The sequence below is a fragment of the Sporosarcina newyorkensis genome (assembly GCF_900167515.1).
In the GTDB taxonomy this organism is placed as follows: domain Bacteria; phylum Bacillota; class Bacilli; order Bacillales_A; family Planococcaceae; genus Sporosarcina; species Sporosarcina newyorkensis.
Genome location: NZ_FUYJ01000012.1, coordinates 1 through 22,092, shown reverse-complemented (window position 1 = coordinate 22,092; position 22,092 = coordinate 1). Strand labels below are relative to the sequence as shown.

Below are 22,092 nucleotides of genomic sequence, written 5' to 3'. Positions count from 1 at the left end.
GTTCAAAAAGCGTCTACTCTGTAATTAGAGAAGACGCTATTATCGGTGCATTTGAAAAGATATGCGATTTTAGAGTTTGAATCGTTGCATCAGTAGATTCAATTCCTCTGCTAGTTTTGCTAAATCATTGGAGTTATTAGCGACTTCCTCCATGGAGCTGCTTGCTTGTTCGGATGAGGCAGAAGTTTCTTCGACCCCTGCTGCAGATTGCTCGGTAATTGCTGCAATTTCTTCTATAGAGCTGCGCATTTCCTGGCCATTTGCTGAAATGTCGTTTAAGTCTTCAGCTATACTGCGAATTCGATTCGCCATTTCTGTAACAGCTGTACTGATTTTATCGAATGTTTCACCCGTTTGTTTAATTTGGCTTGTTCCTTCTTCGACTTCTTTATACCCGTCCTGCAGTGAATCTGTTACTGTTCTGGATTCATTTTGAATGCGGTTGACGATATCTGTAATGTTTGTGACAGATGAAGAAGATTGCTCTGCAAGTTTTCTCACTTCATCCGCTACGACTGCGAAGCCTTTCCCATGCTCGCCAGCTCGCGCAGCCTCAATTGCGGCATTCAATGCCAATAAATTCGTCTGGCCCGCAATGTCTTGAATGACAGAAACTAGTTCAGAGATTTCTTGCGTGTGCTGATCCAATCCTTCTACTTTAACAACGGCATCGTGAACGATTTGATCAATCACAGCCATTTGCTTGGAAGAAGAAGTCATCAATTCACTTCCTTGGTTCGTCATCTCAAGAACCGAAGTGGAAGATTTTTGTACATGCATACCATTTTCATTGGCTTCCATCACTTTTGCTACGAAAGTTTCCATGGAGGATGACAAAATCGTGGCGTTATCGGCTTGAGACTCTGTGCCGTTTGCTAAGTCTTCCATCGTTATGGCAATTTGGGCCGTGCCTGCTTTTACTTCATTTGCTGATTGAGTCAATTCTTCACTTTGTGTAGACACAGTTTCGGCCACATGATTGATTTCATCTAATAAATGACGAGTGCTGGCACTCATTTCATTCGTCGATGCGATTAATTGGCCGATTTCATCTTTAAGATGTGTTTCCATAGGCTCGCTACTTAAATCTCCGCTCGTAATGAGTTTCATTCGATTCATGACGATTCGGAGTGGTCTTGAAATCGAGTTAGCTGTAATTATAGCCGTGGCTATGCTTAAAAGAATGACTAGAACAATTACTCCAGTGACAATAAGTAATGTCGTTTTCCCGTTTGCTAGCATATTTTTCTCTAAATCAATAATAAAATTTTCTCGGTTTTTAGCTGCTTCTTCGTAAGACGACATTAAACTACGAGCTTCATCAGTCATCGACATAACATTACGAAGAGCTTCCTCTTCATTTCCTCTTTCATATTCAGCGAATACTTGTTCAGTAACAAAATTACGCCATTCAACCGTTCTTTCGAATAGGTTAATACTTTCTTGGGTTCCCCCTAGTTTTTTTAAAGATGATTGACGATTTTCACTTTTTTCGGTGTAGCTATTAAACAACTCTTTAAAACTGTCGTCACCTGTCAGAATGAAACCACGAGACGCTGCGAGTTGATTCGCCATATCCAGAGATAGCTGTTCATCTATAATTAAAAGTGGCAGTTCTTTATCTAAAACCGCTTTCGTTAAGTTATTAGAATGATTTAATGTGTAAACGATATAAACACCTAATAAAACAATTAAAATGACTACAGTAGAAAATCCAAACAACATTTTTCCCCGTATGCTTTTGAATGTGCCCATTATTATCCTTATTCCCTTCTTATTTCATAGAGTTTCTTTTACCTATAAAACTGAAGAACTATTGATGTTTAAATAGAACTAAAAGTAATAAGTAAGTAATTCAATTATACCATTTATTTCTGTTGTTATCTATAGAGTGGTAGGAAAGACTAAAAATATAGTTAATAAAAGGCTGAGCAAAGTAATGGTAAAGGTGAGGGTGAGATCACCCAAGTAACGATATAATGAAGAAGTATGCATGCAATTAGATAGCTTGCAGTGTACTATTTATTTATGGAATTGTAGATGATAAGCTAATACCATTCAATTATGAAGTTAAATTAGTTGGAACATCATGAGAGGAGAACAATATGCATACTTTTAAACAGCAATGGCTTGGGAATGTCCGTGCTGATCTTTTGGCAGGCATTGTTGTAGGACTGGCACTTATTCCGGAAGCTCTGGCTTTTGCGTTTATCGTCGGTGTCGATCCGCGTGTCGCGCTCTATGCTTCCTTCACCATTGCGGTCATCACATCATTTGTTGGCGGCCGTCCCGGTCTAATTTCAGCTGCGACTGGTGCGATGGCTTTGGTTCTTGTCAGTTTGATGGCGAATCACGGCTTACAATATGTACTTGCAGCCACTATTTTAACAGGGATTATTCAATTAATCTTAGGGAGTCTGGGTGTTGCGAATTTAATGCGCTTCATTCCAAACTCCGTCATGCTCGGATTCGTCAATGCCTTGGGAATTATGATTTTTATTACGCAAATGCCCTATTTGCTTGGGTCGAGCATGATGACCTATATATTCGCAGTGGTTACTTTAATTTTAGTGTATGCAGTTCCGCGGTTTTTCACGGCAATTCCTGCACCGTTGATTGCGATTGTCGTTATGACGACAGTAGCCCTTTTAAGTGGAGTGAAATTGCAGACGATCGGGGATTTGGGAACAATGCCAAGTTCATTGCCTATGTTTTTTCTGCCGGATATCCCGCTGAACCTCGAAACGCTGAAAATCATTCTGCCGTATTCCTTGGCTTTATCGGTTGTCGGTTTACTGGAATCATTACTGACATCTCAGGTGTTGGACGATATGACGGCTACACCGAGTAATAAAAATAGAGAAGCGCGCGGACAAGGGATCGCCAACTTCATCACTGGTTTTTTTGGCGGCATGGCAGGCTGTGCGTTGATTGGTCAGTCGGTCATCAATATTAAATCAGGAGGCAGGGGACGTTTATCCACATTGACTGCAGGCGTGTTCCTGATTTTTTTAATTATTGTTTTGGGAGATGTGGTTGTCAAAATTCCAATGCCTGTTCTTGCCGGAGTCATGATTATGGTAAGTATGACAACGTTTAATTGGGGATCATTCAAGTTTTTGAGACAAGCACCGAAATCGGAATCAATTGTAATGCTGATTACCGTTGCGATTATTTTATATACACATAATTTAGCGATTGGCGTGGTGATTGGTGTGATTTTAAGCGCACTGTTCTTTGTCGCTAAAATATCTCGTGTGACAGTGACGAAAAATGCAGGGGTATATCGGATTAAAGGGCCATTGTTTTTTGCCTCCACTACAAAATTCATTCAATCATTTGATGATACGGCAGAAAAGGAAATCATCATCGATTTTGGAGATAGCCAGCTTTGGGATGAATCTGCAGTCGGGGCAATATTCAAGGTGAAGCAGAAGCTGGAGGCGAAAGGTACGGATGTTACTATTCGAGGATTGAATGCTTCCAGTGAAATTTTATATAAAAAATTACTCTGAGGGGGAATTTATATGAAGATAGCTGTAGCGGTCGATGGTTCTGAAAATGCTCTGCGTGCCGCAAAACATGCGGTTATGCTTGCTCAATACTTGCCTGGAGCAAATTTAGAGATTATCTATGTACAGGATTATAGTAAGGCAAAAGATGAGCGGCTGCTGTCGCAGAGTCCGGAAAGCCTATCGCTAAAACGTGAGCAAAAAGTGCAACCGATTTTAGAGTATGCACGAGAGGCAGGCGTAAATGCAAGAAGCACGATGCTGAAAGGGAATCCGAGCCTGGAAATCATCAAGTATGTGAACGCGGAGAAAATAGACAAACTCGTCATCGGCAGCCGTGGTTTGAATGCGTTCCAAGAGATGGTGCTTGGAAGTGTCAGTCACAAAGTATTGAAGCATGTGGACTGTCCTGTTACGGTAGTGAAATGAAAATTAGTATTATACGTTAGGTACTTGCAAATTTATTTTGCATGTACCTTTTTTTCATTGTGCAGTGTAAAGAAATAGATTAATCGTTTTGGTATAGACCTCTTTTCAACATATTAATTTCTAGTGTGTATCTTTTTAACGCTTCATCAGGAGTTAGTTGCATAGCAAAGCTTTGAACTATATTTTGGAATGTCACAGCTTTGATTATATTCATCAGGTGAAGTAATTCTCGTTCATTCTCGATAGCCATTTTTTTGGTGTCAACTAATTCCAAAAGCTCTGATCGCCGAGCCATAAAGTTTTCCAAGTCGGTATGGTTTGTAAATGCCTTTCCCACTTTATGATTCATATTTAAAAACGCGTTTTTAAAGAAGATACGGTGCTCTTCACTTTGGAAATCATGTAGCATCGATTGAAAGACACTAATAAAAGTATCTAGCAAGTCCCCATTGTTCAGTTTTAGTTGCAAGGTAAACCTCTCATTATTTCGCTTTACATATTCCTCTAAAATATAGAAAAATAAGTCCTCTAAATCCTCGAAATATTGATAAAAACTTCCCCTCGGTATTTTTGCGCTTTTAATAATATTGGAAATGACTGCTTCATGTAATGGAACTCTGGAAAATTCTTTCTTCGCTGCATTCAGTAAGTTATCTTGTTTTTCAGCAGGTAAATTAAAAAAAGTTTGCTTTGGCATGATTGGCCTCCCACTCAAATTGGTAAGCGATAATACGTCATAAATCTATGATAAATCGCGGCGTGGGACGTGTCAATATAAAAAGTGACAGCATGTCATCTATTCGTTGACATGCTGTCTTGCGTCATTTATTATAAATTAGTAGTAACGAGTGACACGTTGTCACATGTAAGTGATTACTCATGGTCAGCTTCTTCTAAAATCGCTGTGCTTCTAAATCTCAAAAGAATTGAGGAATCCATAGAATGATTAAAATCCTGAAAAATTTATCCGTCTATAAATGGATGGTCGCTGCAATCTTTGGACTTGTTTTCATTCAGGCAATGTCCGAATTGTATTTGCCGACGCTGATGGCGGATATTATCGATAAAGGTGTTGTGGTAGGAGACATCCCCTACATATGGAAGATCGGCGGACTGATGCTCGTAGTCTCTGCACTTAGTGCTATAGCATCCATTGCCGTCAGCTTTTACTCATCAAAAACTGCGATGGGACTGGGCAGGGACATTCGTCGCAAAGTATTTACTCATGTTGAGAATTTTTCACAGCAAGACTTTGATAAATTAGGCACGGCCTCCCTTATCACGAGGACGACCAATGACATTACACAAGTGCAGCAAGTGGTCATTATGATTCTTCGTATGGTGTTAACCGCACCGATTATGTTTGTTGGCGGTTTGATCATGGCGTTATCCAAGGACATGAAATTATCGCTTGTCATCGTAGCGACCATGCCGTTGTTAGTCGGGTTAATTTTATTTATATTGCACAAAGGGATTCCGCTCTTCAAAGCTGTTCAAAAAAGAATCGATCGTTTGAATCTAGTATTACGTGAGAATCTAACGGGTGTGCGGGTCGTTCGCGCGTTTAACCGTGAAAAAGATGAGCAAGTTCGATTGCGCGGAGCAAATGAGGATTTACGAGACGTTTCGATTAAAGTAAACAAAGTGATGGCGTTTATGATGCCGGTTATGATGCTCGTAATGAATTTGACTGTTGTAGGAATCATTTGGTTCGGTGGAATCCGAATTGATAATGGGGCCATGCAGATAGGAGATTTAATGGCATATATTCAATATGTAATGCTGATTATGTCGTCGCTTGTCATGGCTTCAATGATGTTTATCATGATTCCACGTGCTGCAGTTTCCGCGAACCGGATTAATGAAGTGCTTGAAATGGTACCGACATTTTTGGATGAAGGGACAGAAAAGGCGGACAGGGAACGCGCGACACTTCAGTTTGATCAAGTATCATTTAGCTATCCAGGCGCTGAAGAGCAAGCATTATCGAATATTAGTTTTAAATCAAAAGCTGGAGAAGTGACTGCAATTATCGGCGGTACGGGAGCCGGAAAAACAACATTGGTTAATTTAATTCCGCGATTCTATGAAGTGGCGAGCGGAACGATCCGAGTTAACGGTGTGGAAATTAAAGATTCCTCACAGGAAGAAATCCGTTCGAAAATTGGCTTTGTCCCTCAAAAAGCTTTGCTCTTTTCAGGGACGATTGCAGAAAATATCCGTTTTGGTAAAGAAGATGCAACACAAAGTGAAATTGAACATGCGGCTGAGATTGCACAAGCAACCAGTTTCATTGAGCAATTGAAAGATGGATATGAATCCGTTATTTCACAAGGCGGTTCGAATTTATCCGGTGGACAAAAGCAGCGTCTTGCGATTGCACGTGCGCTCGTTCGCAAACCAGATATATATGTATTTGATGATAGCTTTTCAGCACTCGACTACAAGACCGATGCCAATTTACGTGCGGCATTAAAAGAAGAAACGAAAGATGCAACTGTCGTAATCGTTGCACAGCGCGTAAGTTCAGTGATGGATGCGGATCGAATCATCGTCCTCGATCATGGAAAAGTTGCAGGGATTGGGACGCATGAAGAACTACTTCAAACAAATGAAGTGTACCAAGAAATCGTCGAATCTCAGCTGACAGAGGAGGATATCGCATGAGCGAACATAAACAGCGACCATCTCACGGCGGACCGGGCGGTGGTCCTGGCGGCGGAAATATGATGATGGCGGGTCAGAAGCCAAAAGATTTTAAAGGAACTTTTCGTAGACTATTAGGCTATTTGAAACCTCATCGCGGCAAGTTAATCACCGTGTTTTTTGCAGCAGTTTTGAGTACGGTTTTTATGGTTCTGGGTCCGAAGGTGATGGGGAATGCCATTACTGAGCTATTTGAAGGTGCGTATGGAAAGTTTAATGGAATTCCTGATGCGTCTATCGATTTCGGAGCAATTGGCAAATTGCTATTATTGCTAGCAGGCTTGTACGTTACGAGCAGCGTATTCAGCTACATTCAACAGTTCATTATGGCCAGTGTATCTCAAAAGACGGTCTTCGATTTACGTGAAGATGTCAATCATAAGCTGGAGAAACTTCCGCTTAAGTATTACGATGGGCATCCTTTTGGTGATACATTAAGCCGTATGACGAATGATATCGATACAATCGGCAGTACTTTGCAGCAAACAATTACGCAGTTTATCACATCGGTCGTGACGATTGTCGGTATTCTTGCGATGATGTTATGGATCAGTCCGATGCTGACGATTATTGCGCTCGTGACACTACCGTTATCCATCTTTGTAATTCGTCCGTTTTTGAAACGTTCTCAAAAGCACTTCGCGGATCAGCAAAGGACGCTAGGAAATTTGAACGGCCATATTGAAGAAATGTACACAGGTCATCAAGTTGTTAAAGTATTTGGTCACGAGAAAAAGGCTATTGCTGAATTTGAAGATGTTAATGAACAGCTATACGACGCAGGACGGCGTGCCCAATTTATTTCAGGTATTATCATGCCGGCGATGACGCTGATCGGGAACTTAAGCTATGTACTGATTTGTGTAATCGGTGGGATATTAGTTACGCAGCGTGCGATTTCAATTGGTGATATTCAAGCGTTCATTACGTATATGAAGCAATTTACACAGCCGATTACGCAAACGGCGAACATCGCGAATATTATTCAATCCACGATCGCAGCAGCAGAGCGGGTATTTGAGTTGTTGGATGAGGAAGAGGAAATTAGCGAAGTGACCACAGTGCGTTTGCAACATGCAAAAGGTGAAGTGGACTTTGAGCATGTAGACTTCGGTTACGCAGACGAATTATTGATTAAAGATATGAATGTTCATGTGGCTCCCGGTCAGACCGTCGCCATTGTCGGGCCAACAGGTGCAGGGAAGACGACGATCATTAACTTGCTCATGCGCTTCTACGAGCTAAATAACGGGACAATCAAAATTGATGGTATGGATACGCGAAAGATGTCACGCGAAGATTTGCGGACGACTTTTGGAATGGTATTGCAAGACACGTGGCTGTTTAATGGCACGATCAAAGACAATATCGCCTATGGGAATAAACATGCGACTGATGAACAAATCTACGAAGCGGCACAAGTCACACGTGCGGATCAATTCATTCGGACGCTTCCAGAAGGCTATTATACCGTCTTAAATGAAGATGCATCGAATGTTTCACAAGGACAGAAACAGCTGATTACAATTGCACGCGCTGTTCTCGCTAATCCAACAATTATGATTCTGGATGAAGCAACGTCGAGTGTCGATACCCGAACGGAGTTGCTAATTCAGCAAGCAATGAACCAGTTAATGGAAGGCAGAACCAGCTTCGTCATCGCACACCGCCTGTCTACAATACAAGGCGCAGATTTAATTTTAGTGATGGACCAAGGAAAAGTCATTGAGCAGGGAACGCATGAAGAATTATTGGATCAACAAGGATTTTATGCGGATCTCTACAACAGTCAGTTTTCTGATAAACCAGCTGTCTAACCAAAAGTGGAAAGCGCCGTCTAGCCTCGACAGGCGTTGGAGGCTCTACCACAAAGGCGTTCTTTGCCTTTTTGGCAGAGTCGAAACGACCCAAGAGGCTGGTGCTTGGAACTGGATGAACCAAAAGTGGAAAGCGCCGTCTAGCTCCGACAGGCATTGGAAGACTGACAATAAAGGCGGCATTTTGCCTTTACTGTCAGTCTGAAACGATCCGAGGAGCTGGCGCTTGGAACTGGAGCGATAATAGGATGGATCAATATCAGGTAGAACAATTGAAAAGTATGAGAAATGAATTATCAAGATTTATGTTGATGTATAAATTTGCACTGAATGAATTAGAAACAAAAATAGATATATTGAAAGAAGAATTTCGTATTTTACACGATTACAATCCAATTGAAAATACGAAGTCGCGAGTAAAGTCACCTGAAAGTATACTGAATAAACTTCAAAGAAAAGGACACGACATTACTTTTTCAAACATAAAAAGAAATGTGAAGGATATAGCGGGCTTACGAATTACCTGCTCTTTCATTTCAGACATTTATCAGATAAGTGATATGTTACAGCGCCAAAGAGATCTTAAAGTCTTAGAGATCAAGGATTATATTAAAAACCCGAAATCAAATGGTTATCGCAGTCTGCATATTTTAGTAGAAATACCAGTCTTTATGTCAGATCGAGAAGAACATGTTGCTGTGGAAATCCAAATCCGTACAATCGCCATGGATTTCTGGGCAAGTTTGGAACATAAAATATATTATAAACACAACAAATCAGTTCCACCTCATCTGTTAAGAGAATTAAAGGAAGCTGCCGAATCTGCAATTGCACTAGATCATAAGATGGAGCGTCTTCATCTTGAAATGGCAGCAATGAATGTGAAGGATGAAGAAGAAAGTGCAACACAGCTTACTATTAACGATCAACAGTTTTCGATTCCTAAAGTCTTATTGGATCTTTTAGGTAATGACCGTAGCAAATCGGATACTGTCAGTCTGTCTAACTAGGATACGGATTGAGAAAAAATAGGATATTTCATATAAAAAGCGTTAACTCCGCTAATGAGGAGTTAACGCTTTTGTAAGTTGTTCACTTATTCCCACCCACTCACATCTTCAAACACTTTTTCTTGTTCTGCTTGAGAGACTGGATACGACAATGGATCAAATGTTACGTTAATCTGCCTATATAGTGCAAGTTGCTCAATCGTTTCATCAAACTCAAACCAAGCGGAATCATACGCTGCATCTTGAATTTCTTCAGCCGACATTCCTTCGATTTGATCTTTCTCCACTCCTTGGACAACCAATACTCGACGGTTTTCGATAGCTGCGACTAATCCCTCAAACTCTACGTATACAGAAGAAGGATCGGCAGGAGGGATTTGTTTCTTCTCCATAAATTCAGTGATCACATCCGCATGTGTTCCTAGAAAGGCATCTAGCACTTCACGCTGTGTTGTGTGTTCTGCGGGAGGATTATGATCTAGCCATTCCACGGCCGCAGTAAATTGAATAGTATGCTTATGAATCGTTTGAAAATATTGTTCATAAGTATAGCCGAAATTTTCGAGCTGTGTTTGTTCGACTGAATTCAGTTCCTCTTCATTGAAACCCTCGAAAAAGGTTTGCTGCTCTTTCGCTAATTCTTCTTTCATTGCTTGCTCATCTGCTTCGTAGCCAAGTGACTTTGCATATTCGATTAAGGAATCTGATTCTACTAATCTTTGCATAACAACAGTGCGCAATTCATCTGGGTCTTCAATTTCGTGTTGTTCGCTTTTCAGAAGAAGATCATAGAGCTCCTCATTCACTTCATATTCACTGCCATCCTTTTTCAAATACTCTCCTTGGAACACATTGAATGTAAAGAGAAGAACAGCGGTCATAACAATAACAGTAGCAACTAAAGGAAAAGGATTTTTTCTTTTAGACTTTCTTTTTCCAGAAAGAACTCTTTGTTTCAATTCTTCTTTATCAGTAGTAACATCTCCAACAATCCTATCCAAGCTTCTTTTCACTTCATTCAATGGAAAGCACCTCCCAGTAATCAGATGACAACGTGTTCTTAAGTAATTTGCGTGCTTTAATCATTCTCGTTTTCACCGTGTTTTCCGATAGATTGAGGAATTGAGCAACCTCTCTCATGTTGTATTCTTCATAATAATAAAAGAGTATAATTTCCCGATACTTAATGGGGAGCTTCAATACTGCGATTGCAATCTTTGCTTTCTCTTCTTGCAAAATTAATGGATCACGTTCGTTATGTATAGTTTCGATCCAGTCCTTACCAAATTGCAGATGACGAAATGACCAGCTTCGCAAATAATCTTTACAGCGATTGACCGTCAGTTTCGTTAAATATGCGCGAATCTTTCCTAGTTCCTCGTAGTTTGCTGTGCCATAAAAAGAAATGAATACTTCCTGTACGATATCTTTCGCCGTTTCCCGATCTCGTAAATAAAAACAAGCCATTTTCAGTAGATGTTCCCCGTATTCATCCATGACTTTTTCCAAATCTACTGAATCCATTTGCCATCACCGCCTTTCTACTACTATAACGAAGCTCGAGTTGGAATAGTTTTAAAACAGGGGGAACTAGACGCTAAACGATAGTGTGAACGCCTGTCGTACAAGTCGTTTCAGAAGTATGCACTTTTTGCTGTCTTTCATTAGAGGAACAGAGAAGGTTCTGTATAATAGAGAAAGAGGTGTTGTGAAATGAAAATCGGAGTAATTGGAACCGGCAACATAGCGCAGTATTTATTGGAAAGTATAAATGCCGGTGGAAAACTGGAAGGCGAGATTACTTCACTATTTGGCCGGAATCAAGAAGTGGGTTCCCGGTTGGAAACAAAATATGGCATAAAGTTTTATACGGATTTTCAGGAATTTATTAATTCCCCAGTCGATATTGTAATAGAAGCTGCTACGATTGAAGTGGCCATTCAGCATATGGAAGATGTCTTAAGAAGTAACAAAGATCTCATTTTGAGTAGTATTGGGGTCTTTAAAGACGTGAAGTTTTTTCGGGAAATGAGTGACCTGGCACGCGTTTGTGGTCAGCATATTTATCTTCCTTCAGGCGCAATTGGCGGTTTGGATCTTTTGCAATCGGCCAATTCGATTGGCGGATTGAAGGAAGTCGGCATTACGACAAGGAAATCATACGAATCATTGGGCTTGGAATTAAAAAATGAAGAAGAATGTTTATTTGACGGCATGGCGCTTAATGCTATCGAAAAATTCCCTAAAAACGTCAATGTTGCCTTGTTGCTGTCGATTGCAGGGCTAGGAGCCGATCAAACGAAAGTACGTGTCATCGCAGATCCTTTGGTCAAAAGAAATACGCATACAATCGAAGCAATAGGTGATTTCGGCAAGATGAGTTTGACGATCGAGAATGAACCCATGCCCAACAATCCGAAAACAAGCTATCTCGCTGCGTTGAGCATTTTATCGACCTTAAGAAATAAAGGGAATTCGGTTATTGTGGGGAGTTGATAGGTTTTTCTGAATGTATACTACAAGAAAAATCTGATTAAAATTGATTTGGAAACTCGAATCTATATACAATTAATAAAGATGAGCTCTTTAACTAGTTTTAGGCATTCGCCTACATAGTAAAGAGCTCATCTTTTTAAAGTTTAAAATATACTTATTTACTTCGAATTTTGGAAAGCAACCGCAATATTTCAAGATACAGCCATACCAACGTTACCATCAATCCAAATGCGCCATACCATTCCATATACTTCGGTGCCTGTTGTTTGACACCTTCTTCAATGAAATCAAAATCCAGAACTAAGTTCAATGCAGCAACGATGACAATGACGACAGAAATTATAATACCGATAGGGCCCGTTTCATGTATGAAAGGGACGCCCATCCCGAAAAAGCGAAGAATGAGGTCGGCAATGTAAACGAAGAAGATGGCGCCCGTTGCAGCAAATACCCCTAGCTTGAAGTTTTCAGTCACTTTGATCCATCCTGAGCGATAAGCAAACAGGAGGGAAAGCAAAGTACCGAGTGTTAGCAAGATAGCCTGGGTTGTTATTCCTTCAAATTGTGTTTCGAACATAGCAGAAATCCCGCCAATAACAAGCCCTTCCAACAATGCATACAAGGGAGCGGTATAAGGAGCTGCTTTTTTAACGAAAATTGTAATGAGAGCAACTACAAAACCGCCCAATAGACCGATCCAAAGCAGGCTTTGGATATCCTTGCCTGCAAAGTATTGCGTCCATGTGAAGAATGCAGTTGCGCTCAATAGCAAGAACAGAATGAATGTCTTATTCACAGTTCCTTGAATGGTCATGGTAGAACCGCTATCAACCTCTAGTCCACGAAACGTGTCTTTCCCTAAACTCGGGTTGGATGATCTCATACAACACATTCCTTTCTAAGTAATAGTTTAATTATTTAGTATACGACTAACATCTCTTATAGTTTCATTTGAATTTGATAAGTGTAATAGAAGTGGGAGATATCGTACATTGCATCAAGTTTAACCAGATAAATGATAGACGCTAAATATATTGCAGCTATGAGGTTAAATCGGTGAAGTTTCCACCAAACTGTTATATAGAACGATTCAACAGGACGAATTGCATACCAAACAAATCGAGGAGTTATAAAAATGATGAACACAAATATACTAAAGTTGGAAGAAATCAGACAGTCATTGAATGCAAAGTTTTATGAACGCGAAAGTGAAGTGGAAGGAATTCTTGTGGCACTTCTCGCGAGGCAACATGTGCTTCTGATCGGACCTGCGGGAACAGCTAAATCTGCTTTGTCTGCTGAACTTGCGAAAATCGTGGAAGGATCAAAATACTTTCAATGGTTACTGACTAGATTCAGCACGCCGGAAGAAGTCTTCGGCCCATTATCATTAAAAGACCTCGAAAAAGGCATATATAAACGGAATACAGCGACTAAAATGCCTGAAGCTCATTTGGTGTTTTTGGATGAAATCTTTAAGGCTAATTCTGCAATCTTAAATAGTTTGCTGACCTTGATTAATGAGCGGCTTTTCTATAATGACAGCGCACCTACCGAAGTTCCTTTGATGTCCGTCATCGGTGCTTCCAATGAATACCCAGAAGACGGCGAAGGTCTTGAAGCATTATTCGACCGTTTCCTTCTGCGTTTCGAGATCAATTTCATTACTGATGAATTGAATTTTCTCTCGATGATGAAAGATGCAGGACAGAATAAAGAAATGCCGGCAATGACGTTGGAAGATTTAGTGCAGCTTCAAGAATTGACGGATCGTGTTGTAATTCCTGATGAAATATACGGGATCTTAGCGAAACTCAGGAGAGAGCTGCAAGACGAGGGAATTCAGCCTTCCGACCGAAGATTCAAGCAATCATTATGCATTTTGCAAGCAAAAGCGTTGATCAATCAAAGAAGAACGGTGCAGGTTGACGATGTGTTAATACTTGAACACGCTCTCTGGGAAACACTCGATCAAAAAGAAACCGTCTCGATTATTGTTCGCAGACATGCACAGGACGCTGTGGTCCGAATGCTCGATTCCATACAAAATGAGGCTGAAGAAGTGCTAGATGCTACATTTCGGGATCATTCAACAGAAGTAGGAATGGAAGCGACTCAAAAAATGAATAATTTACTGTCTACTCTAAATCAACTTAAAGAAGCTAACCAAAGCAGGAAGTCGGAAATTGACGAAGTACTCGATAAAGTAAAATCAATGTACCAGGAGATCCAAAATAACACACTGGATCCGGCATATTTTTATCATACTGGTCGGAAAAAGGATAAGAATGTTAAGTCGAGTGGTATCTTTTTCAGGATGTAAGGAGGATGAAGTTCTTGCAAAGAAGCAAAGTAATTAAAGATCAACGTTCCGTACTGAATACAGATGCTTTTGACAAACGACGGTTCAAGGAACTATTTGAGATGTCTGATGAACTTCAAAAGGTGAGAGCGGAAGGGATTCTGCCGACGATGGAGCCTTTATTGAGCGATGTTTGGGCTTCTTTGTATAAGATGAAGCCCCGAATCCTTATTGGAGAGATTGACGCGGTATTGAAGTCCAATCAAACACTAATAAAGAGGGTCATGTCCGATGAACAGTTCGAAAACTTTCGTCGCTTTACACGATTAGATGACTTATCAGCTGCAATTTGTACCGTGAAGTTCGGTGAAAAAATAAATGAGTGGTTGGACGATTCACAACAGCAGGACGAGGAGCTTGGGATGCTGTTGAATGCAATACGGGAACAATTACCGGGTAAACAATCAGAAGAAATAGAGGAGGTAGAGAATGGGCCCTTACAGGAACTTGAAAGAGCTGCACTTGAGTTAGATGAGAAATTACAGCTGACATTTGAAACGAATGGCGACCGGTTCTTACAGGCATTAGACGAAGCAAAGGAAGAAACAATACGGATAAAAGAGAGTTTGATATCTTTAATGGGAGGCTTAAGTGCGGGCAAAGGTGCTGCAGACTTAAAGAATATTCCATTACGTAATCAGTTGTCTTTGGCAGAGAAAATTGCGACGGATCCCAAAATGCAGCAGATTGCAGAATGGGCAGGCCGATTCAAACAGATTGCCCAGAATAAACAAAAGCTGAATTATACGGCTGCGATGGAAAGAAGGGACGTAACGCTGGGGAATGAATTGGAAAGGTTGCTTCCGATGGAACTTGCCTTGTATACGCATCCTGCGGTAAGGAATGAGTTTCTACGTCGCTATGCAGAAGGAGAGATCATGCAATACGAACAGAAAAAGCGTGAGCAGTTGGGAAAAGGTCCGATTGTAATTTGTTTGGACCAGTCCGGTAGCATGAAGCTACTGGACAACCAATCAAAAGGCTTCGTATTAGCGCTACTAGCCATCGCAAAAAAGCAACGCAGAGATCTTTGTGTAGTGTTATTTTCCACGAGCATACAAAGCTTTACATATGAAAAAGGAAAAATAACAGCGCCTGAATTGATTCGTCTGGTGCGTACCTATCTGGGCGGTGGTACAGACTTCAAGTTGCCGTTGAATGAGACGTTGAAAGTAATCAACAAAAGCCGTTTCAAACAAGCGGATGTAATTTTCATCACCGATGGAGAAGATGAACTCAGCGAAGCTTTTCTTAATGAATTTAATCAAAAGAAAAGAGAAAAGAAATTTAATGTTCTTTCACTCGTGATTGGAAATCATACAGATGTAACAGAATACTTTTCAGACAAAGTGTTACATGTGACAAACTTTGATGAAGAAGGAAGCTTTGCTGCTTTTGAAATTTAAGGAATGTTCTCCCCCTGATAAACATAAACATCTTTAAGTATTGTCCAATTACATAAAAATGTAGATTTCATCTTGTGTAACTAATTGTTTAATTGGAAAAAAACATTTTTTCCTAGGGGGATTATATTGATTAATAGTAAAAAAGTTAGCGCGCTAGTGGCTTCCTCAGTTTTATCTATTGGCATGTTTACACCGATTGCCGATGCATCATCCACTGTGTATGGACAACCAGAAAAGGTGCGAATCCAATTAGCTTCCGTAGAAACTGCTTATAAGAAAGAGGATTTGATCCAGAAATTTCGGCAGCTATTCCCAAATCAATTTGAATTTCTGACAGCTAGTGATTTTCAAATGAGCAGCGCACATATTTTTCCGGATGATGAAACCATACGCTATGATCTCCAATTCACGAAAGTTTTGAACGGCAAGCGGTTGTATGGATACGTAGGATTTATTGGAGAAGAGTTGGAAGTAGAGTACTTCTCGTATCAGCCTGCCAATATCGCAGATGCACTGTTCCCGGCAAAGGTAACAAAGGAAGAGGCCGGCAAAGTTGCAGAAGGATTTATGAAGAAATTTCTTGATGGAAAAGACTATCAATTAGAATCGGACACATCTAATTATTTTTCGAATCAGTTATTGACGGAACCAATCCGTTATTCGTTTACTTTCACGCGAACTAAAAACCAAGTACCTATTGCGGATCAGATGATTGAAGTATACGTTCTAGGAAATGGAGAAATCGGCGGTTTCTACAAAACTCAACAGAATCAGGGGTCTTCCACTTTTGCGGATGTCAGTAAAGTTAAAGCTAATGAAGAGATGTTAAAGAAAGTAAAAGATCATTTGTCTGTGGATTTGAACTACCAAATTAATTATAACTACGAAACGGGTGACCGCAATGTGCAGCTCGTTTATCAACCGACGAACAGGCTGCAAGGGGTACATGCGCTTTCAGGGGATTGGCTGACTCAAAACGGATATACAGCAAATTTCCCAGCGAAGAAGAAAATTGAAAAGCTGACGGCGAAGCCGCTTTCTCCACGACAAGAAGGGGTGACGGTAGCAGAAGCTAAGAAGATTGCCGAACAACTTCTTGCTGTCACTTCAGACAAAGTAAAATTAACGATCGAATCTATTCAAGAGACACAGAATTATAATGGTCAAGACGTCATCAGTGTTGAGTATATGTACCATTATGCGAATGGAGGACACGGATCAAATTTAGAAATTAATAAACAGACAGGGGAAGTCGTTCAATACTATAATTTTGAAGAAGAGTTGCTTAGAGAAATGGAGAAGAATGCAACAACGGAGAACTCACTTACCGAACAAGAGGCGTTGAAAAAAGCGATTGCATACGCAAAAAAATGGGCTCCTTCTTATTTGCATAACTATGGGATGCCGGTTGAGGACCCTTCCTTTGATGAACGAACGGGAACCTATCAATTTTCATTCCCGAGACTTGTCAATGGAATAGTCGTAATCGGTGATCAAATTAGCATTGGTGTCGGAGCAGATGGTTCTCTCAATAGTCTCAATATCGATTATCAGGAGATAGAGAATTGGCCGTCAAGCGATAAAGTGATTAGCGACGAACAGGCGAAAACGCTGTTGAAGGATGCACTTAGCCTAAAGCTTATGTACATGAATCCAACACAAAATGAAAAAGGGAACCAGTATGATCTAATCTATGTGCCTGTATTTAAAGGAGATATGTATAGTTATCTGGATGCCAATACAGGAAAATGGAATAACCTATTTGATGCGGATCAATCAATTGCAATTTCGCATCCTTGGGCAGAAGCAGAGCTGAATTATCTACTGAATTCGAAAGTGCTGGATGTAAAAGATGTGGAAAAGTTTAATGCAGATGCGTCTGTTTCAAAAGGAGAAGCATTGAAGGTACTTGTGAATTCGCTTACCTACTTCCATCATGGAGACTATTTCTTTGGTCAAGAGGAACCTACTCAAACATTCGATAATATAGGCGTTAAGCACCCATTGTATTCTGTAGTTGAACATGCAGTCGAAGCGGGGATTATTAAACCGGATAAGAAGTTTGATGTGGACTCATCGATAACAAGAGAAGAATTGGCAGTTTGGTATGTACGAGTTCTTGGACTTGAGCAAGCGGCTAAGGATAGTAGTATGTATAAACTAAGCTTTGACGATACTGAAAAAATTGAAACTGACAAAAAAGGGTATGTGGCGGTCGCCAACTCAATGGGATTATTGAAAACGGAGAAAAATTTATTCAATCCAAAACAGGAAGTATCATACGCAGAATTAGCAGTCTCCACAATTCGTCTTGCTCATGCAATGGTCGATTTAGGAAGAGATTTACACTAAGCTGTTTGAGTGATGCTGTCCAATCAATCCTTAAAATAAAACAAGTGACAAAAGCAATTTGGCTTTTGTCACTTGTTTTCATAAGAATTTCTTTTTTGGACACCCTAACAAAAATGAAAATTTAGTTTGGGGTGAACAAAATGCTGATTGAAAGATCATCTGCTTGGCAAGAAGCCTTCATTGAACGACTGGAAAACCGTGAGCAATGGGATAGTTGGACATTGTATAAGATGAGTTATGATATTTCCAAAAACAATTTAATTACCGATTTTAAAGGGCTGCAGTCACTTAAATACTTACCGAATGTAACACCGCTTGCTCATCAATTGGAAGTGGCAGAACGAGTCATTGAGGAAATGAATGGGAAAGCAATTTTAGCTGATGAGGTAGGGCTAGGAAAAACAATCGAAGCGGGATTAATCTTAAAAGAGTACCTCATTCGCGGTCTTGTTAAAAAAGCACTTATCTTGGTTCCGGCATCGCTTGCCAATCAATGGGTAGAGGAGCTGCAGCTGAAATTTCATATCCCAGCGATGCTTTATAGAAAGAATTTTGATTTGGATTATCTGGATGTTGTAGTTATGAGCATGGATACTGCTAAACGAAGTCCTCATAAAGAGAAAATTTATGCGCAGGATTATGATTTAATCATTGTGGATGAGGCACATAAATTAAAGAATCATAAAACAATCAGTTATACGTTTGTGCAGAATCTAAAGAAGAAGTTTTGTTTGCTATTGACGGCAACGCCTATTCAAAATGATGTTTTTGAATTGTTCTACCTCATCACTTTATTGAAGCAAGGGCATCTGGGATCCTACGAGACCTTTAAATCTACGTTTTCCGCAAATAAACGAGATGTGGAGCAGGATAGTTTCTTGAATGAATTGGTTAACCAAGTAATGGTCAGAAATAGACGGCAGGATACAGGGATTGAATGGACAAATCGTCAAGTTCAAGTAATCCCGGTTGAGTTTACAGACAAAGAACGAGAAGCCTACGAACTTATTTCAGGGTTAAAAGATGTGTCTTCCGTATTTTCTGGTGCTTTTTCAACCATTACTCTGCAGAGGGAAATGTGCAGCAGTCAGGAAGCTACTCTTGGTACTTTGAAGAAACTAAGCGCGGATTGCAGAAGTACGGACGAAATAGCATATGTGAATGAAGTAATTCAGCAACTGGGGAATCTATCGGTTCATTCGAAAGCGGAAAAAGCAGTGGATCTTATTATAAAGGCGAATGACAAGGTCATCCTTTTCACTGAATATCGGGCTACCCAAATGTACTTGTGTGAGTATTTTCATTCGAAAGGCATTTCGAGTGTCTTATTTAATGGTAAATTAAGCAAAAACAGCCGAGAGTGGATTAAGCACCTATTCAAGCAAAATGCCCAAGTGTTAATTGCAACTGAGTCGGGAGCAGAAGGAATTAACCTTCAGTTTTGCCATCATGTCATTAATTATGACTTACCTTGGAATCCGATGAAGTTAGAGCAAAGGATCGGACGTGTTCATCGTCTGGGACAAGAGCATGATGTGCACATATATAATTTAGCGATTCAAGATACGATCGAGGATCATATATTGGGAGTGCTTCAACGGAAAATAGAGGTTTTTGAAAAGGTCGTTGGGCAGCTCGACGATATTTTAAAGACCACTAAGAAATCAGAGGAGGATGTACATGTATCCGCAACAAATCCACGGATATCTAAGACAATTCTTCAATGAAAATAATTGCCCGATTGTCAATGGAAATGAACACTATATGACTGTCCAGTTAACGGTGGAGATGGATAAAAAGATTATGAACCGTCCATTTTATTGGAGATATATAGAAAGTGTTAATGAGACGCCTAATCCGGCACAAATTACGCTTATCACGAATATTCAACAGCTAAATGAAGGAGTTAAAGGTGAAGTGGTGCATTTAGGTTCACCTCGCCTTCATCAATTATTTCAAGTAACAAAGGATATGGGTTCATATGTGAAGATGTATGAGCAGCTCCAAACAAGACAAGGCGAACAAGCAGTTTTGACGCCATGGTTGAGTGTAAATTATAAAATTTCATTTAGAAGTCAACAAACGAAAGAGGCTCTTCATTCGTTAGGCATCAACTTGATGACAGGAGCTGTTTTCCAGGAATTCCAGGGGAAACTGAACAATTTGAACTTGGCAATGGAGCCGCCTGAAAATGTTTTTAACTTACCGTATATCATTACTCCTGTCCGAGCTTTGGATCGGTTAGATGCTGTAATCGATAGGATTGTTGGAGAAGAAGATCGAAACTGGGCAGTGGAATCGAAGAAGAGATGGCAAAAGGATCAAGCGGTATTGGATTATTTTTATGAAGGACAAGATGTTAAACCAGAATGTTATGAGATTGAAAAACAGGCGATGGAAGAACGATTTAAACCTCGTATTACAATTGAGATAGTCAATGGAGGATTGTTTTATCTACGTAATTAATTCGTTTGGAATTAGAGTTTCAGGAGTATGAAAATAGCGGGGACATGAAAGGCGGTTGTAGTGACCCCTAAAAGTTAGAGTTTTATATTACGCAGCTAGTTGGCTGGTGTGAAGACGGTATTGTACCGGACTCATGCCAGCCAATTTCTGTTTAATTCGTTTGTTGTTGTAATAATGAATGTACGTCTTGATCGCTTGTTCCAATTCTTCGTACGTACGAAGCGGTTCACCATAATACATTTCTTGCTTCAATAAGCCGAAGAAATTTTCCATGGGCGAATTGTCTAGACAGTTTCCTTTTCGGGACATGCTTTGGAACACGTGGTGTTCTTTAAGTGTAGTGACCCAATGTGAATGTTGATAGTGCCAGCCTTGGTCCGAGTGAATGGTCGTGCGATATTTTGCATCTTTCACGATATCAAGTGCTTCTTCTAACGGCTTCATCACAAAATCAAGGGTAGGATGCATACTGATACCGTGGGAAAGAATCTCTCCGTTGTACATATCCATCATTGGACTAAGATAGAGTTTACGCCCATCTGCACACTTAAACTCCGTGATATCTGTTGTGAGTTTTTGATAAGGGATTGGCGTGTTAAAGCGTCGGTTCACTCGGTTCTTTGACACTGTACCGATGGTACCTTTGTAAGAACTGTAGCGGCGTGATTTTCGAATGAATTTCGCACCTTTCAATCCGAGCTTGCGCATAATTCGCTGCACCTTTTTATGATTCACTCGGATCCCACGATTCTTTAATTCTAAGTGGATTCTGCGATACCCATAATTGCCGTTGTGCTCATCAAAAATAGATTGGATGGTTTCCTCCATCTGCTGATTGGGATTTTCTAACTTGAACCGTTTAACATGGTAGTGATAAGAAGATTCCGGAATTCCTACAATTTGAAGCACGTCAATCAGTCGGAATTCTTCTTTGAGTTCGTATGATAACGTTGCTTGTGCTTTTCGAGATAGCCGTCCGGATCCATCTGAAAAGCTTTTAACTTTTTTAGGTACGCTACCTCTAGACGTAGGAGTTCATTCTCCCTTTCTAATGTCTGTTCACGCGTCATTTCATTCTCTGAAGTAGTCCTAGTGCTTTTAACGTTCTTTGCTTTATCCGTCATGGGTGGCCGTCCTCTCGGTTGGTCCAGGGCTTCTGCACCTCCTTCAAGGAATTTCTTGTTCCATGAAGAGATCATAGGAGGATTCGTTAATCCAAAATGAAGTGCGGTTTCATTTAAAGAAGTACCTGTCCTTTTCATAAAGCTTAGTACATCGAGCTTGAATTGAACAGGGTAAACTTCCTTACTTTTCTTTCGAAACACTCCTTTGACACCATACTTCTCGTATGATTTCACCCAATTCCTAATTTGTGTATCAGCCTTCACACCATATTTTCTGGCTAATGTCTTATATCCAGATTTACCATCGAGATACTCAAGAATAATCATCATCTTAAATTCATTACTATACTTAGCCATAATAAAACACCCCAAAAGTTAGATTTTGAACTCTAACTTTTGGGGTGCACGTCAG

17 protein-coding genes and 1 pseudogene are annotated in these 22,092 nt (G+C 40.2%); 11 read left to right on the top strand and 7 right to left on the bottom strand.

Going from position 1 to position 22,092, the window contains the following annotated elements:
- Positions 1-69 precede the first annotated feature (69 nt).
- Positions 70-1,755, bottom strand: coding sequence for a methyl-accepting chemotaxis protein (locus B5D59_RS17185; protein ID WP_078818781.1), 1,686 nt, complete (start codon positions 1,753-1,755; stop codon positions 70-72).
- 350 nt (positions 1,756-2,105) lie between these two features.
- Between B5D59_RS17185 and B5D59_RS17180 the strand changes: the two genes are divergently transcribed.
- Entirely contained in the window at positions 2,106-3,515 is a 1,410-nt protein-coding gene (locus B5D59_RS17180) for a SulP family inorganic anion transporter (protein ID WP_009498782.1), read from the top strand.
- A 12-nt stretch (positions 3,516-3,527) separates the two neighbouring features.
- Positions 3,528-3,941, top strand: coding sequence for a universal stress protein (locus B5D59_RS17175; protein WP_009498781.1), 414 nt, complete (start codon positions 3,528-3,530; stop codon positions 3,939-3,941).
- Positions 3,942-4,020: 79 nt separating this feature from the next.
- On the opposite strand, the gene B5D59_RS17170 is transcribed toward B5D59_RS17175, so the two are convergent.
- Positions 4,021-4,638 carry a TetR/AcrR family transcriptional regulator gene (locus B5D59_RS17170; protein ID WP_078818780.1) on the bottom strand — a complete coding sequence of 206 codons (618 nt, stop codon included), beginning with the start codon at positions 4,636-4,638 and terminating at the stop codon, positions 4,021-4,023.
- 245 nt (positions 4,639-4,883) lie between these two features.
- On the opposite strand from B5D59_RS17170, the gene B5D59_RS17165 reads away from it, so the two are divergent.
- From B5D59_RS17165 to B5D59_RS17155, 3 genes are all read left to right on the top strand, one after another.
- Positions 4,884-6,608 carry an ABC transporter ATP-binding protein gene (locus B5D59_RS17165; protein ID WP_009498779.1) on the top strand — a complete coding sequence of 575 codons (1,725 nt, stop codon included), beginning with the start codon at positions 4,884-4,886 and terminating at the stop codon, positions 6,606-6,608.
- A complete protein-coding gene (locus tag B5D59_RS17160; RefSeq protein WP_078818779.1) occupies positions 6,605-8,464 on the top strand; it encodes an ABC transporter ATP-binding protein in 1,860 nt (619 codons plus the stop codon). The genes B5D59_RS17165 and B5D59_RS17160 overlap by 4 nt, the downstream gene beginning before the upstream one ends.
- Positions 8,465-8,712: 248 nt before the next feature.
- Positions 8,713-9,474, top strand: coding sequence for a GTP pyrophosphokinase (locus B5D59_RS17155; RefSeq protein WP_009498777.1), 762 nt, complete (start codon positions 8,713-8,715; stop codon positions 9,472-9,474).
- Between the two features lie 86 nt (positions 9,475-9,560).
- Here B5D59_RS17155 and B5D59_RS17150 read toward each other — a convergent pair whose 3' ends face one another.
- Together B5D59_RS17150 and B5D59_RS17145 are read right to left on the bottom strand one after the other, a co-directional pair.
- Positions 9,561-10,487 carry a DUF3221 domain-containing protein gene (locus tag B5D59_RS17150; RefSeq protein ID WP_245799563.1) on the bottom strand — a complete coding sequence of 309 codons (927 nt, stop codon included), beginning with the start codon at positions 10,485-10,487 and terminating at the stop codon, positions 9,561-9,563.
- Between the two features lies 1 nt (position 10,488).
- Complete coding sequence (locus B5D59_RS17145) at positions 10,489-10,998, bottom strand: sigma-70 family RNA polymerase sigma factor (RefSeq protein WP_009498775.1); 510 nt, start codon at positions 10,996-10,998, stop codon at positions 10,489-10,491.
- A gap of 189 nt (positions 10,999-11,187) precedes the next feature.
- Here B5D59_RS17145 and nadX point away from each other — a divergent pair, with 189 nt between their 5' ends.
- On the top strand, positions 11,188-11,970 hold the full coding sequence (gene nadX, locus B5D59_RS17140) for an aspartate dehydrogenase (RefSeq protein WP_078818778.1): 783 nt from the start codon (positions 11,188-11,190) through the stop codon (positions 11,968-11,970).
- Positions 11,971-12,124: 154 nt separating this feature from the next.
- Here nadX and B5D59_RS17135 read toward each other — a convergent pair whose 3' ends face one another.
- On the bottom strand, positions 12,125-12,853 hold the full coding sequence (locus tag B5D59_RS17135) for a Bax inhibitor-1/YccA family protein (protein ID WP_009498773.1): 729 nt from the start codon (positions 12,851-12,853) through the stop codon (positions 12,125-12,127).
- 252 nt (positions 12,854-13,105) lie between these two features.
- Here B5D59_RS17135 and B5D59_RS17130 point away from each other — a divergent pair, with 252 nt between their 5' ends.
- The 5 genes from B5D59_RS17130 to B5D59_RS17110 all read left to right on the top strand — a co-directional run bounded on the left by B5D59_RS17130 (position 13,106) and on the right by B5D59_RS17110 (position 20,556).
- Positions 13,106-14,293, top strand: coding sequence for an AAA family ATPase (locus B5D59_RS17130; protein WP_078818777.1), 1,188 nt, complete (start codon positions 13,106-13,108; stop codon positions 14,291-14,293).
- Between the two features lie 5 nt (positions 14,294-14,298).
- Positions 14,299-15,738, top strand: coding sequence for a VWA domain-containing protein (locus B5D59_RS17125; RefSeq protein WP_078818776.1), 1,440 nt, complete (start codon positions 14,299-14,301; stop codon positions 15,736-15,738).
- Positions 15,739-15,864: 126 nt separating this feature from the next.
- Positions 15,865-18,090, top strand: coding sequence for a YcdB/YcdC domain-containing protein (locus tag B5D59_RS17120; RefSeq protein WP_078818775.1), 2,226 nt, complete (start codon positions 15,865-15,867; stop codon positions 18,088-18,090).
- A 140-nt stretch (positions 18,091-18,230) separates the two neighbouring features.
- Entirely contained in the window at positions 18,231-19,817 is a 1,587-nt protein-coding gene (locus B5D59_RS17115) for a DEAD/DEAH box helicase (RefSeq protein ID WP_078818774.1), read from the top strand.
- Positions 19,771-20,556, top strand: a complete 786-nt coding sequence (locus tag B5D59_RS17110; RefSeq protein WP_009498767.1) for a YqhG family protein — start codon at positions 19,771-19,773, stop codon at positions 20,554-20,556. Before B5D59_RS17115 ends, B5D59_RS17110 begins: the two co-directional genes overlap by 47 nt.
- An 87-nt stretch (positions 20,557-20,643) precedes the next feature.
- Here the strand turns inward: B5D59_RS17110 and B5D59_RS17105 are convergent.
- Both B5D59_RS17105 and B5D59_RS17100 read right to left on the bottom strand, forming a co-directional pair.
- Positions 20,644-21,477 (bottom strand): annotated as a pseudogene (locus tag B5D59_RS17105) (IS3 family transposase); the annotation flags it as partial.
- Positions 21,471-22,037, bottom strand: coding sequence for a helix-turn-helix domain-containing protein (locus B5D59_RS17100; RefSeq protein ID WP_009497739.1), 567 nt, complete (start codon positions 22,035-22,037; stop codon positions 21,471-21,473). The pseudogene B5D59_RS17105 and the gene B5D59_RS17100, both read right to left, overlap by 7 nt.
- Between the last annotated feature and the right edge of the window lie 55 nt (positions 22,038-22,092).